This window comes from Mesorhizobium metallidurans STM 2683 (assembly GCF_000350085.1).
GTDB classification, from domain to species: Bacteria; Pseudomonadota; Alphaproteobacteria; order Rhizobiales; family Rhizobiaceae; genus Mesorhizobium; species Mesorhizobium metallidurans.
This window is the reverse complement of record NZ_CAUM01000095.1, coordinates 53,865-67,218: the sequence shown is the minus strand read 5'-3', so window position 1 is coordinate 67,218 and position 13,354 is coordinate 53,865. Positions and strand designations below refer to the sequence as shown.

The following is a 13,354-nucleotide window of genomic DNA, read 5'->3' as shown; positions in this document are numbered from 1 at the left end:
CGGGGTTGGGGGTTGGAAATGTCCTCGCATAGTGACTTGGTACCGCTTCAACCGGGCGACCGTGCGCCGAATCTGATACTCGACGCCATTACCCAGGAAGGCAAGATCGCGCTTGACGACTTTCGCGGACAAAAACCCGTGCTGGTCGGCCTGTTTCGAGGTCTGCATTGTGCGTTTTGCCGGCGCCATATCGCCGCCCAGGCGCGGCTTGATCCGGAGCTGCGCGAAAAGGGCGTGGGGAGCCTGACTGTGGTCAATACGCCGATCGAACGGGCGCGTCTCTATTTCCGCTACCACCCGATGCCGAATCTGCTTGCGGCCTCCGACCCTGAACGCGCTTCACATCGTGCTTTTGGACTGCCCAATCTCGAGTTCACCGAAAACGAGACGAACTGGCCGTACAAGGTCTCGATGGCAGCGGTAAGGGATATGCGGGTCGACATGCCAAGTGAGTTTCCCGGTCCTATGGATCCTATTTCGGCCGCCGAAATCCTCGACAAGAAGGACAATTACGAAGTGACCGAAGCCGACGAGCAGATGATGGCAACGGGACACGGACAACTTATCGGTCAGTTCCTGCTGGACCGGCAGGGGATCGTCCGCTGGAGCTTCACGGAGGTTCCAGAGGGTGGGCGATACATGTGTGGGGCGCCAAGCCCGCAGGAACTGATGTCAGCCGTGTCCCAAGTCGCCCAATAATGACACTGACAAGTTCACCGCTCTTCGAGCACGGCCTCGACAATGGCAATAAAGTCATCGAGTGAGCGATCTCCGCGAATCTCGATGCGCGGAAGGTCGATGGGATCGCAGTCGAGGTCCGCCGGTCCGTGTCTGCCGCCGAAGCCGATCCGATAGCCGCACTCCCTGGCCAGCCGGCCGAGCCGTCGGTCGGTGACAGAGAAGGGTGCCGCGAACGCCGTGGTTGGCCGACCGGTCCACCGTTCGATGAACATACGAGAGCGCAGGAGCTCGGCGGCCAAGTCAGAGCTCGACAGACCGTCGATTGCGCGATGCGTCGCCAGATGGCTTCCGAAGAACGCACCTTCGGCGGCGAGCCGTCGCACCGTCGCGGCGTCCATAAGCTGTGTCGGCGGACCGCTGTCGGCGTCCCACAGTGCACTTTCACCCACCAGGTCCGTCACCAGGAACACTTCCGCGGTCAGGTCGTTCGCGCGCAAGGTCGGCCAGGCATGGTCGGCAAAGTCCTGGAAGCCGTCATCGAAGGTGATGAGCACCGGGCGGCCAACGAAAGGGTGACGGTTGGCGATGGACCCTTCCAGCTGCTCGGACCTGACAGCGTGAAAGCCATTGGCGCGCAGCCATGCCATCTGGCTGGCGAATGCGGCGGGCGTGAGCCGAAAACGGGTGAGCGCGGCCGGACCTTCATCGGCGACGCTGTGATACATGAGGACAGGGATACGCTGCCGCCGCTCGCTACGTGCGACGTCGCGGCGCAAGGCCCGCGCCCCGCCCCAGACGATATTTCGCGCGACCCCGATTCCGACGGGCGCGCGGATTGGCACATGATCAATCATCGGTTCCGCCGCCACGTCGTCCGGTGAGAAGCGGCGAAAGCGGTCTATGCGATAGAGCTCGGTCTGGATCGATTGCTCCAAGACGAGGCCTTCGGTCGCTGCCAGCGTCTCCGAGATCGCTTGTGCACCGAATGTGTTCCAGTCGAAGCCCGTCCTTTCAACATTGTCACGCAGCACGAATGCGTGTGCGCTGATGAAGCTGCCGCCAGGCGCCAATGCCTCAGCGAATTTTTTGGCGATGCGCCGCAACTCGGCCAGATCGTCCAGATAGTAGAGCACTTCCGAACAGAAGATCAGATCCATCTCACCCGGCAGCGTGTCGGTAGAGAAATCCAGTACGCCGAATTCAATATTCGGCTGATCGCCGCATCGCGCGCGGGCCCGTTCGACGGCTATGGCGGAGATGTCGGTTGCGGTCAAACGACCCACTCGCGGCGCCAGCTGCCGCGTGAAATGGCCCTCCGCGCAGGCCAGCTCAAGCGCCCGTCCGATTGGACCGGCAGGCAGAATTTCGAGCTGCCGGTAATATTTTTCCTGCTCATAGGACGAACCGTAGTTCCAGGGATCCTCGGTCGCGAAATAGCCATTCCAGAACGACGTGCGATCCTTGTCGTGCCTGACCCGTGCTCGGCGCGGCGCCGCGGGAGGCTCCGCAGGTTCGGCGCTCGACCGAACCAGTTCCCGCGCTTCCTCGGCCAATTGGGCGAGTTTGCCGAAGTGACTGTCCGGATCGGACCGGCGTTCAAGCCGCTCAGGGGGCACGACATTCTGGATCAATTCAATCCAATGACGCCTTGTCACTGTCCCGAGTGCGCCGAACTGCACGACAGCCTCGATCCGGCCATCCATCATCAGGTAGGCATAGATTTGATCGATTCCTTGCGGAAGTTCGACCGTGGTCGGATTTCGAGCGTCGACGCGAATTCCAAGTGTCCGCGCCAGCCTGCGCGGCACGGCAAGGTCTTCGACGTCGAGAAGCATTTGCTCAAGGCTATAATGGACGCGGCGAGCCGCTGCGGGATTGTCCCAGACCTTGCCGAGTTCGAGGATCAATTCGGTGACGGAGCCGCCGAACCTGTCCCACCCTGCAGCCAATTGCGCCGGCACCGACAGGCTTCCCACCAAAAGGCCATCGACGATCACCTTGGCGATCTCACGCGCCCATTTGCGTCCTGCCGGGAGCGCGCGCAAGGACTGCGGATCGATCGAGCGCGAGCCGCTGCCGCAATCCGACGCGGCGTTCCACAGCGCGAACCACGCGAGTGCCTCGGAGGCGGTGCCGCCGTTCGCCTCGATCGCTCCATTGGCATGAGCCGATGCCGGGTGTTTGACCCTGGGATCAGGAGAAAAGCCACGGGCGATCACGATTTCCGCATCTGCCAGCATCTGCGTCGAATTGCGGGAGAGCGCGTTGGGGCTGATACGATAGAAAGCGAGCGGCTCGTCGACCATCACCCAATTTTTGCCCAGACGCGCGAGGCGCTGCCACAGATCCCAGTCCTCGCAGGTGCGCAGCGACACATCGAAACCGCCCAACTCCACAATTGTCGCCCGGTCAACCAGCAGCGCGTGAGTGCGGATGGCACACCGGCGGGCGAATGTTTCGAAGGGCTGGGTCGCAACCTCCGTTGCGATGCTCGACGGGGTGAGTTCGCCATCGGGCATCACGCGCCGGGAACCGCAATAGGCGGCCACTGCATCGGGAGCGGTTTTCAGTGTGGCCAGCATTTTCGCAAGGAAGCTGGCATCCACCCAATCGTCCGCATCCAGAAACATGAGCCAGTGGCCGTGCGCTGTCGAAATCCCGGTATTGCGCGCGCCGGCGGCGCTATACGCGCAAGAGCTCAACGTCCGAAACCGGGCATCGTGCTCCACATAACCGGCGATGATCGCGGGGGTACGGTCTGTGGAAGCGTCGTCGACGATGATCGCCTCCCAATCCACTATTTCCTGATCGAGAAGGCAATCGAGTGCGCGCGCCAGCGTTACCTCCGCGTTGTGCGCAGGAACCACGATTGAAACCAAGGGATTATGCGCCACGCCGTCATACCCGAATCGGAAGCTGATCGTTGCAGTATACAGCCGGGTGCGAGACAGTATGTGCACCGCCAGGTCAGCTAATTTAGATGATTCTAATGAGTCTGCGATACTTATTTTCGCTCCAGTAGCTATAGCCTGACATTGTATTACTCATTTCGATAGTAGATTTCGTCCAACGGTCGACTAGGTTAGCCGGTTATGGCCGCTATCACAAAGAGGCACTAGATCGACACCAATCGGAACGTGTGCATTTGTTGCTAGTCCAGGAGATGTAAAGGGATGCGTGAATCGGCCTAAGTCAAGAAGATTCCGGAAGATTCCGGCTTGCGGACCGGGTAATTTGCTGACATCCTAATCTGTTTCCGGCTTGTGGCAATTGGGGCGTAGAGATGGCCAAGGAATCTTCGAGTACCGCTTCTTCAGCAAATAAAGCGGACGCAAATCTGATAAGTAATGCAGAGGGAAACGGGCTGAACTTCATGGCGGTCCAGGCTCGCGAGAGCGGGGTTTCCGGCGAAGCTGTAGGTGTCGACAAGATACGTGATCTGCTGTTCGGCAACCAGATGCAGGACTATGACCGCCGTTTTTCCAAGCTTGAAGAACGGTTCTTGCAGCGCTTCAAGGATGTCGAATCCGAGGCCAAGCGCAATCTGGAAATGTACGAGTCAAATGCAAAGAAGCAGGTCGAATCGCTCGCGGCGCAATTGCGGAACGAAAAAGATGCACGAGCCGAGGCCGACAAGGAGATCGACCGGAATCTTCGCGAGCAAAACCAGGCGCTTGAAAAGCAGGTGCGCGCGTTGTCGGATCAATTGAGCGAGCTTGAGCGCGAAGTTGCGGACCGGGTAAATCGAAGCGATCAATTGCTGCGGGAGGAAATCAAGCAAAAGAATGAAAGCATTCAGATGCTGATTGAGAAAATGTTTTCCGATCTCAGCAACGTCAAGACCGACCGAAATCTTCTGGCTGGCCTGTTTGTCGAGGTTGCGAAATGTCTAAATCAGGATCCCGTCGGCAGCAAGAGCAACTCGGAGCGTAGCTGGAAAGTGAGTTGATCGGAACTTGACGTCGACCGTCGACCCAATCAGCCTTCCTCAAAGAACAGCTTCGAACGATACAGAGATTGATCGCGAGGCTCTGGCTAGTCTTTTGGTCGAAATTGCCCGGAATGTCGATCCGGACTATCGCGCGCGTTTCGACGGAGTTCCAACCGCCGATCCTCGCATGGAAACGCTGCGCCAGTTGCTGGTCGGCCGCGAAATTTCGCAGCTTTCACGAGTTACGCACCTGCTCGACGAACCTGAGCAGCTTGCGGCTGCGGTGGGCGGCGTTCTCCCCAGTGCAGCCGCACGTGCGTCTCACGCGCAACTCGGCGAGGCCCTTGCGCCAGCTGTCGAAAGGGCTGTGCAACGGTCCATCCAGAAGAACCCGCGCACGCTGACGGATATATTATACCCGGTGTTTCTGCCGGCTATTCGCAAGTCGATCGGCGAAAAGATCGACCAGACCTTTCAGTCGCTGAATGAATCTTTAAGACATATATTTACCTGGCATGGACTTAAGTGGAGATTTGAAGCTTGGAGAACAGGTACGAGCTTCTCAGAAGTTGTTCTTAAGCATTCTCTTGTCTATCGAGTAGAGCATGTCTTTCTCATCAACCGCAATTCCGGGCTTTTGATTACGCATGTAACTGCCGAAAACGCAACGAGCGAAGACCCTCAACTAATTTCTTCGATGCTTAGCGCAATTCAAGATTTTGTTAAGGACTCATTTAACGAAAAAGAACAGAGCGGCCTGGACACTATCCGTTTCGGGGAGCTTCGTCTCTGGTCGGAAGTTGGACCGTTTGCGACCTTGGTTGCGGTGATCCGGGGAAATCCGCCAGAGGAATTACATGAAGTAATTCGCGATGTATTGCTTCGCATCCATGATGAATGCTCACAGGCTTTAGAGCAGTTTGACGGCGACAGTTCGCAGTTGGTCGGCGTAGAGACGCAGTTGCAGACCTGCGTTGAACTGAAGCAGGAGGAATCAGACCAGGGATTTCCGTGGCTGGTGGTGGCTGCAGTCCTGCTGGTTTTGATTCCGGCAGGCGGTTGGTTCTTTCTTTCCTGGCAATCCGGGCAGCGCTGGCAGGCCTATGTGTCGCGACTGGGGAGCCAGCCGGGCATCATCGTTGCCGAACAAAAAATGCGCGACGGCCAATTCTATATTGCCGGCCTGAGAGACCCGCTTGCCGCCGACCCGCAGTCGCTGTTGTCCGGAACGCAGGTCGATCCCGCCCGCGTTCATTCACAGTGGCAATTCTATCAGAGCCTTGAGCCGGAGTTCGTGCTGAAGCGGCTGACAGCGTCGCTGGCTCCGCCGGATTCGGTACGGCTTTCGATCGTCAATGATCGCATCGTTGCCGAGGGTGAGGCTCCCGACACCTGGATAGATCGGGCGCGGGCCGCCGCCCGACAGCTTTCGGCAGGCGGACCGGCATTCGACATCTCCAAGGTTCGTGATGTGAGCCCCGAAGCACGCGCGGCGGAGCGCTGGCAGGCCTATGTGTCGCGACTGGGGAGCCAGCCGGGCATCATCGTTGCCGAACAAAAAATGCGCGATGGCCAATTCTATATTGCCGGCCTGAGAGACCCGCTTGCCGCCGACCCGCAGTCGCTGCTGTCCGGAACGCAGGTCGATCCCGCCCGCGTTCATTCACAGTGGAAATTCTATCAGAGCCTTGAGCCGGAGTTCGTGCTGAAGCGGCTAACGGCGTCGCTGATTCCGCCGGATTCAGTACGGCTTTCGATCGTCAATGATCGCATCGTTGCCGAGGGTGAGGCTCCCGACACCTGGATAGATCGGGCGCGGGCCGCCGCCCAACAGCTTTCGGCAGGCGGACCGGCATTCGACATCTCCAAGGTTCGTGATGTGAGCCCCGAAGCACGCGCGGCGGAGCGCTGGCAGGCCTATGTGTCGCGACTGGGGAGCCAGCCGGGCATCATCGTTGCCGAACAAAAAATGCGCGATGGCCAATTCTATATTGCCGGCCTGAGAGACCCGCTTGCCGCCGACCCGCAGGCTCTGCTGTCCGGAACGAAGGTTGATCCCGCCCGCGTTCATTCGCAGTGGCAATTCTATCAGAGCCTTGAGCCGGAGTTCGTGCTGAAGCGGCTGACGGCGTCGCTGACCCCGCCGAAATCGGTTCGGCTTTCGATCGTCGAGGATCGCATCGTTGCCGAGGGTGAGGCTCCCGACACCTGGATAGATCGGGCGCGGGCCGCCGCCCGACAGCTTTCGGCAGGCGGACCGGAATTCGACATCTCCAAGGTCCGTGATGTGAGCCCCGAAGCACGCGCGGCGGAGCGCTGGCAGCATTATGTGTCGCGACTTGAGGCCCAACCGGGAATCATCGTCGCCCAACAAACGGCGAGGGGCGGACATTTCTACATTTCCGGCCTGAGAGACCCGCTTGCCGCCGACCCGCAGGCTCTGCTGTCCGGAACGAAGGTTGATCCCGCCCGCGTTCATTCGCAGTGGCAATTCTATCAGAGCCTTGATCCGAAGTTCGTGGTGAAGCGGCTGACGGCGTCGCTGACCCCGCCGAAATCGGTTCAGCTTTCGATCGTCCAGGATCGCATCGTTGTCGTGGGTGAGGCTCCTGCTGCCTGGATCAACCGGGCGCGGGCCGCCGCTCAGCAGCTGTCCGCGGACGGAGTGGTTCTGGATGTCTCACAGCTGCGTGAGCTGAGCCTTGCGGAACTCAATAATTTGAGAGAGGCCATCCAGGCGACCGATATTCTCTTCTATTCCGGCAAGGTTGTGCCGGGACCAGAACAGACGCCGGTTCTCGACAGATTGGCGGATCAATTAAAGGAATTCGCCCAAAATGCCCGCAAGTCAGGCGTGACAGCTCGGTTCATGTTGACCGGCCATTCGGACGCCACGGGCCGTGAGACGGCCAACGCGTCGATCAGCGCCGCCCGCGCCGAGACAGTTCGTGCGCTTCTCAACAAGCGCGGCGTCGCTCCGGAATTGCTGCTGGTTCGGGGCGCGGGCACCTTTGAGCCGGCGGTGCCTGAAAATAGTCGAACTGGGAACTCCGCCAATCGCCGGGTTTCGGTTACGGTAAACCTAGACTAGTGCGGAGTCCGGGATGTTGCAAAAAAAGATCTGCATGTTGGGCGGGTTCGCTGTCGGAAAGACGAGTCTGGTTCGCAGGTTTGTGCAAAGCATCTTTTCAGAAACCTACTTGACCACGGTGGGAGTGAAAATCGACAAGAAGAGTGTCGCACTCCCGGACAAAACCGTGGATCTGATTTTGTGGGATTTGGCCGGCGAAGACGATATCGGCTCATTCCGCGTCAGCTATGTGCGAGGTGCGACCGGGCTCGTGCTTGTCGTCGATGGGACCCGCGCCGCTACTCTTGCCGTGGCGCTCACGCTGCGCGAGCGGGCCGAGGCCGAATTCGGCGCCATGCCGTTTGTATTGCTGTTCAACAAATCCGATCTGGCCGATCGTTGGGCAATATCGGATAGTGAGATTAACGAACTGAGGCAACTTGGATGGCAAATCTATCTAACAAGCGCGCTTTCGGGTGAACATGTTGACGATGCATTTCGTCAGCTTGCTTCGATGGTCACCAAATAGACCATGCATGGATTGCCAAGAGAAGTCAGAAGCTGGATTTACAATTTCTTCTACAACGAGCACTCTGTCGCATATTTGAAAATTGACGCCCAGCTTTGCATAGCTGCGAAGGGCGGCAGTGTTAAACATTACGGACTCTCATCACTTCGCATTGGTAAGCCTGTTGCCGAGCAGCTTGAATTCATGGAAGGTTTGCTGCCTTGCCCGGAACTTCCATATCATATGGCCATGGTCGAACTGCCCAGCGGGCGTGTCGCGGACCTTCATCTTTTTGCTGACAATGCCTGCGTGTGGCTGCTCTTTCTTGACGCCACTGCCGAACGCGACAATAGGCAGCGGCTTCAACAGAAGGCTTATGAAATGACGCTCCTGCAAGAGAGGGAGCGTCAACTCAACGAGAAATTGCAATCGACGAACGAGGCGTTGAGGCAGAGCCAAGCGGGATTGTCGCGTGAATACCAGCGCGCCGAAAGCCTACTCCTCAACATTCTTCCGGCGTCGATCGCGGAGCGGTTAAAAGCGGACGAACAAATTGCAGACAACCACGCAGAGGTGAGTGTGCTTTTTGCCGACATCGTCGGCTTTACGGAAAGAGCGCGGAGCGTCGGAGCCGAGACGACGCTCGCTATTTTAAATTACTTCTTCAAGGCGGCGGATCTGCTCTCGGAACGATACGGCTGCGAAAAGATCAAGACAATCGGCGATTGTGTGATGGTGGTCGCTGGCCTGCCCGCCGCGCGATCCGATCATGCAGAAGCCCTTGCGCACTATGCACTTGAACTGCGGAAGGCGGTTAAGCTCGAACGCTTCGCAGGACAACCGCTAAGACTCAGAATTGGAATTCACTCAGGACCAATCGTCGCGGGCGTCATAGGCAAAAAGCGGTTCGCCTATGACCTGTGGGGCGAGACCGTTAATCTCGCCGCACGTATTCAAACGTCCGCGGAGCCCGATGAAATCCGTATTTCGGATGCAACCCACAAACTGCTTGGACCAGATCTTACTTGCGACCCACTCGCGGAAACGGAATTGCGTGGTACAGGTCGTGTGCAAATGTGGCGGCTCCCGGCCTGATTTGCCGCTTGGCAGTGCCGACCCTGGAGCGCAGCTTGCTCGATCCATCGGCATCAGCTTTCAGCAGTTCCAGAAATACGAGAACGCTAAGAACCGCGTGAGCGCATCGATGCTCTACGAGATCGCCAGGTCGCTGGGCGTGCCTGTCAGCCGCCGCTTCGAAGGCCTGCCGGGAACGACGAGAATAGCGAACCTCAGCCTCTGTCGGTCGACGAGCGCATCGATTTCATTGCCAGCGCAGATGGCCGGCGGCTGATCGAGGGATTGATGAATCTTCCCCCGCGGGTACGCGGACGCGTGGCAGGCTTGATCTCCGCATTCGGGAAGAGCTGGCAGTCCTCGACGCGGACGAGGGCAGCGTGAAGGCCGGAGAACCCGCACTGGCGGAACGCAAGACAGCATGGCCGACAGGCAGCCACGCAAGCGAATCTGCTGTCGCCAGACTAAAATATCCACAATTCCGAACAGAGCGCTCCACCCATGCTGCGATTTTGGCGCCGAGGCCCGCCGGCATTCCAAAACCGGCTGAAAAACCGGCTGAATTCCGGAAGCCAAGCCGGTATGGGTCGCGCTGACGAGGTCTAGAAGGTGAGCGATTTCAATCGGATGGAGTGGCGCCCCAGCGTGGATGAAACTGATAACTGCGTTTCCGCTGGCGCTATGAGGGCGTATCCCTCATAACGCCAACGCCGCCTCGAATGTGATCCGGCACGCTATCTCACTACGACGACTATGGGGTGCTGCAAACAAGCTACGGACACTCGGCCGCGATCGCTATCCGGCGCAACATGACAGCTTGGCCACGTCTTTCTCGAACGACAGCGCCGCGAGCTTCAGGCCCTCGACGGTGGTGAGGTACGGAAAGATCATCTCCGCGAGGTTATCGATGGTGAGGCCCTGGCGGATCGTCAGAGCGGCTGTCTGGATGCTGTCGGCGCCTTCCGGCGCGAGGATGTGGGCGCCGAGCAGGCGGCCATTGCCGGCGGCGGCCACGAGCTTGATCAGCCCGCGGGTGTCACGAGCGGCGAGCGCGCGCGGCACCTGGTCGAGACCGATCGTGGAGACGCGAACCGCATGCCCGGCCGCGCGCGCGGCGGCCTCGGTCAGCCCGACGCTCGCCACCTGCGGATCGGTGAACACGATGGCGGGCATCGCGCTGTTGTCGTAGCGCAGGCTGTCGCCGTTGAGGGCATTCCTGGCCGCGAGCTTGGCGCCATGGGCGGCCATGTAGACGAACTGGTCGCGGCCGGTGACGTCGCCGGCGGCATAGACGCCAGCCTTGGTCGTGCGCATGCGGTCGTCGACCACGATGCCGCCCTTCGCCGAGACGTTGATCCCGTGCTCGGCCAGCCCAAGGCCTTCGATGTTGGGCGTGCGCCCCGTGGTGATCAGCGCCTGATCCGCGTCGATCGCAATATCCTGGCCGTCGCGCGTGACCGTCAGTGACGCACCGCCATCGGTTTGGCGGATCGCGCGGTAAGCGATGCCGGAGATAACGGTGATCCCTTCCTCCTCGAAATACCCCGTAAGCGCCGCGCCGATCTCGGGCTCGGCCTCGGGGAGCAGACGGGACCGGCAGACGAGGGTCACCTTGACGCCAGCACGAGCGAACATCTGCGCGAGTTCCGCGCCGATGTAGCCGCCGCCGATCACGAGCAGCGAGTGCGGCAGCTTCTCGAGGTCGAGCGCCGTCGTGCTGGTGAGATACGGCACGGTCTCGATGCCAGGAATGGCAGGAACTGCCGACCGCGCGCCGGTCGCGATGATGATCTTGCCAGCGGCAATACGCGCGCCGTCAACTTCGACGCCGCCATCGAGGAGGCGAGCTGGCCCGTCGCGATAGGCGATACCATTGTACGCGGGGAGCAGGTCCGCGTATTTGGCCTGGCGCAGCCCAGACACGAGCGTGTCCTTCTGACGAACAGTTCCGCGCCAGTCTGTCAGTTCGGCTTCAGCAGTAATGCCGGCAAAACGTGCCGCCACGCGAGCGTTGTGAAGTGTCTCGGCCGCACGGATCAGGGTCTTTGACGGCACGCAGCCGACATTGACGCAGGTGCCGCCGATGGTGCCGCTGCCGATGAGCGCCACCTGCGCGCCCTGATCGGCGGCTGTGATCGAGGCGGAGAAGCCGGCCGAGCCGGCGCCGATCACGACGAGATCGTATGCGCCTCCATTGCGACCGTTTGTGTGGAAGGGACGGTTCGCGGCTGCCGGGCTCTTCGATTCCGGATCGGCAGACGGTCGTGGTATCACACCTAGCCCGGCGAGGCTCGGCCCGAACAGAGCGCGGCCGGCCTCCAGCCCTTCATCGATCGACAGCCGAAAACCTGGCTCGTTGGCGGAACGCTCGCCGCGCCAGGCGGAGAGATGGTCATCCGAGCAGAAAAAGGCGGTCGTCGCGCACAGCGAGTTCGCGGCGCAGGCGTCTTCATAGCGAACGCTTTGCCACATGACGGACGTCCGCGGCTCGATGTCGGCCAACACCCGCCCTCGGTCCCGTGTGGTGATCCGGATCGGCGCGCCGCAATGGCGACAGCGCGAGGTGATCGAGATGTCGCGATCGGTCATGGCGCCAATGCCAAGCGCGTCGACCGCGCACATGGCGTTGAGAACGCGCCCGTCCAGCGTGGCCTGATGGCCCCTGTCCTGGTCGGTGAACGGATAGGCGCCGACGATCCGCTCGCCGTCGAGAACGACCAGGTCGCGCCGGCGGAGCTCGTCGAGCAACGGCGGGACGGCCGACTCACCGAGTCCTGCACGGTTTGCAATCGCGGCTATGGCCGGCGCTCGCCCGTGTTCGACGTAAAGCTGAAGCAGCGCAACGCGCGCGCGATCCGTAGCGGGATCGTAGCCGCTCCAGCGATTGAGCACATGGCCGGACCCGACCATGGCCAGCAAGGCGTCCTTCACCGCGTGCGATGTGACCGCTGACCAGTCCGGGAAAGTTACGCCCGGCCGCACGGCATAGCTCGGCAGCGTCTCGGGCGTAGGGATGACAGTCTCGTTTCGTGACGATGAGGAGGCACAACAATCGTTCATGGCTTCACGCCTTCCTTGTGAATCGTCGTCTCGCAGCGGGCGGCCTTTGCGTGGCGACGATGGAATATCCAAGCGATGAGGCCGAAGCTCGCAGCCATCAGCGGAAGCACTGCAAGGCCCTTACCGGCTAGCCACGCGCCAAGGCCCGCAAAGGACAGGCTGACGGCAAGGAGCGGCGCGGCGCAGCAGATCGCGATCAGGACGGCACCGGCCATGCCTGCGCGGATTGCAGTGCGGTCACTCATCTTAGCTGCCCCGCTGCCTCAGATGGGCTGGATAGCCCGCGTTCATGCTGGCGGCGGCGATGGTGTCGGCGTTCGTCTTTGCGTCGTCGAAGGTCACGGTCGCTGTCTTTGCCTCGAAGGAGACGGTCACGTTCGCGACGCCCGGGACCGCCGTCATCGAGGTCTTCACGATGTAGGGGCACGAGGCGCAGGTCATGTTGTCGACGGCAAACGTAACGGTGCGTTCGGCGGCGAACGCGGTCGATGCCGTCATCACCGAGGCGATCAGGGTAAAGACGCTCAAGCTCTTCTTCATGGGGCTGGTCTCCTCTTGGTGTCAGGCGCGCAGCAGCAGCGGGGCGACATAGTCGAAGGCAAAGGCGGCGATCACGAGCACAGTCGCGATCCAGAGCGCGAGCCGGACGAGACGGCTGGGAATGGGGCGCGCGCAAGCTGCGCCATCAGCGCAGGCGCGCCGCGGCTTCCAGTAGACGAGGTAGAAGCCGTAGCCGAGGAGGCCCGCGGTTCCGGCGACGAAGAGCGGCTTGTACGGCGCGAGCGCCGTAAGGTTGCCGATCCAGGCGCCGCCGATGCCGAGACTGAACAGGACGAGCGGGATGATGCAGCAGGAGGAGGCGGCGAAAGCGCCGAGAATGCCGCCCAGAGCAACCAGGCGCTGGCGTCCAGCCCCGCTCCGCTCCGACGATGCAAGAACTGTCGTGACGGGTGCCGTATCTGCGGTTCCGGATCGCGATGCAGCCATGTTCGACCTCTCATTCCTTGCCGAAATCCTCATTGGGTCGTAG

Annotated in this window: 11 protein-coding genes; 6 read left to right on the top strand and 5 right to left on the bottom strand. The window is 60.6% G+C overall.

Annotated elements, in window-relative coordinates; translation table 11 throughout:
* Positions 1-18: 18 nt before the first annotated feature.
* A complete protein-coding gene (locus tag MESS2_RS14925; RefSeq protein ID WP_008875194.1) occupies positions 19-699 on the top strand; it encodes a redoxin domain-containing protein in 681 nt (226 codons plus the stop codon).
* 14 nt (positions 700-713) lie between these two features.
* Here the strand turns inward: MESS2_RS14925 and MESS2_RS14920 are convergent, their stop codons facing one another.
* The gene (locus tag MESS2_RS14920) at positions 714-3,575 is read right to left on the bottom strand and encodes a trifunctional glycosyltransferase/class I SAM-dependent methyltransferase/polysaccharide deacetylase (RefSeq protein ID WP_040593138.1); all 2,862 of its coding nucleotides are present in this window, start codon (positions 3,573-3,575) and stop codon (positions 714-716) included.
* A 389-nt stretch (positions 3,576-3,964) separates the two neighbouring features.
* Here MESS2_RS14920 and MESS2_RS14915 point away from each other — a divergent pair, with 389 nt between their 5' ends.
* From MESS2_RS14915 to MESS2_RS14895, 5 genes are read left to right on the top strand one after another with little or no spacing between them, the layout of a single operon-like run.
* Positions 3,965-4,630, top strand: a complete 666-nt coding sequence (locus tag MESS2_RS14915; protein ID WP_008875191.1) for a coiled-coil domain-containing protein — start codon at positions 3,965-3,967, stop codon at positions 4,628-4,630.
* 7 nt (positions 4,631-4,637) lie between these two features.
* Positions 4,638-7,703 carry an OmpA family protein gene (locus tag MESS2_RS14910; protein ID WP_008875190.1) on the top strand — a complete coding sequence of 1,022 codons (3,066 nt, stop codon included), beginning with the start codon at positions 4,638-4,640 and terminating at the stop codon, positions 7,701-7,703.
* A gap of 13 nt (positions 7,704-7,716) precedes the next feature.
* Entirely contained in the window at positions 7,717-8,211 is a 495-nt protein-coding gene (locus tag MESS2_RS14905; RefSeq protein WP_006326880.1) for a Rab family GTPase, read from the top strand.
* Between the two features lie 3 nt (positions 8,212-8,214).
* On the top strand, positions 8,215-9,285 hold the full coding sequence (locus MESS2_RS14900; protein ID WP_008875188.1) for an adenylate/guanylate cyclase domain-containing protein: 1,071 nt from the start codon (positions 8,215-8,217) through the stop codon (positions 9,283-9,285).
* A complete protein-coding gene (locus MESS2_RS14895; protein WP_209436104.1) occupies positions 9,245-9,541 on the top strand; it encodes a helix-turn-helix domain-containing protein in 297 nt (98 codons plus the stop codon). The genes MESS2_RS14900 and MESS2_RS14895 overlap by 41 nt, the downstream gene beginning before the upstream one ends.
* 518 nt (positions 9,542-10,059) lie before the next feature.
* Here the strand turns inward: MESS2_RS14895 and merBA are convergent.
* From merBA to MESS2_RS14875, 4 genes are read right to left on the bottom strand one after another with little or no spacing between them, the layout of a single operon-like run.
* Positions 10,060-12,324: a bifunctional organomercurial lyase/mercury(II) reductase MerBA gene (merBA, locus tag MESS2_RS14890; RefSeq protein WP_008875187.1), complete on the bottom strand. Its 2,265-nt coding sequence runs from the start codon at positions 12,322-12,324 to the stop codon at positions 10,060-10,062.
* Entirely contained in the window at positions 12,321-12,539 is a 219-nt protein-coding gene (locus tag MESS2_RS14885) for a TMEM43 family protein (RefSeq protein WP_244440001.1), read from the bottom strand. The genes merBA and MESS2_RS14885 overlap by 4 nt, the downstream gene beginning before the upstream one ends.
* Before the next feature lie 31 nt (positions 12,540-12,570).
* Positions 12,571-12,864, bottom strand: coding sequence for a cation transporter (locus MESS2_RS14880; RefSeq protein WP_008875185.1), 294 nt, complete (start codon positions 12,862-12,864; stop codon positions 12,571-12,573).
* Positions 12,865-12,885: 21 nt separating this feature from the next.
* Positions 12,886-13,311, bottom strand: coding sequence for a mercuric transporter MerT family protein (locus MESS2_RS14875; RefSeq protein WP_008875184.1), 426 nt, complete (start codon positions 13,309-13,311; stop codon positions 12,886-12,888).
* Positions 13,312-13,354: the final 43 nt, after the last annotated feature.

Coding starts and splice junctions, on each gene's coding strand:
- MESS2_RS14925 (WP_008875194.1), top strand. CDS start 19: ATGTCCTCGCATAGTGACTTGGTACCGCTTCAACCGGGCGACCGTGCG.
- MESS2_RS14915 (WP_008875191.1), top strand. CDS start 3,965: ATGGCCAAGGAATCTTCGAGTACCGCTTCTTCAGCAAATAAAGCGGAC.
- MESS2_RS14905 (WP_006326880.1), top strand. CDS start 7,717: ATGTTGCAAAAAAAGATCTGCATGTTGGGCGGGTTCGCTGTCGGAAAG.
- MESS2_RS14900 (WP_008875188.1), top strand. CDS start 8,215: ATGCATGGATTGCCAAGAGAAGTCAGAAGCTGGATTTACAATTTCTTC.
- merBA (WP_008875187.1), bottom strand. CDS start 12,324: ATGAACGATTGTTGTGCCTCCTCATCGTCACGAAACGAGACTGTCATC.
- MESS2_RS14885 (WP_244440001.1), bottom strand. CDS start 12,539: ATGGCCGGTGCCGTCCTGATCGCGATCTGCTGCGCCGCGCCGCTCCTT.
- MESS2_RS14880 (WP_008875185.1), bottom strand. CDS start 12,864: ATGAAGAAGAGCTTGAGCGTCTTTACCCTGATCGCCTCGGTGATGACG.
- MESS2_RS14875 (WP_008875184.1), bottom strand. CDS start 13,311: ATGGCTGCATCGCGATCCGGAACCGCAGATACGGCACCCGTCACGACA.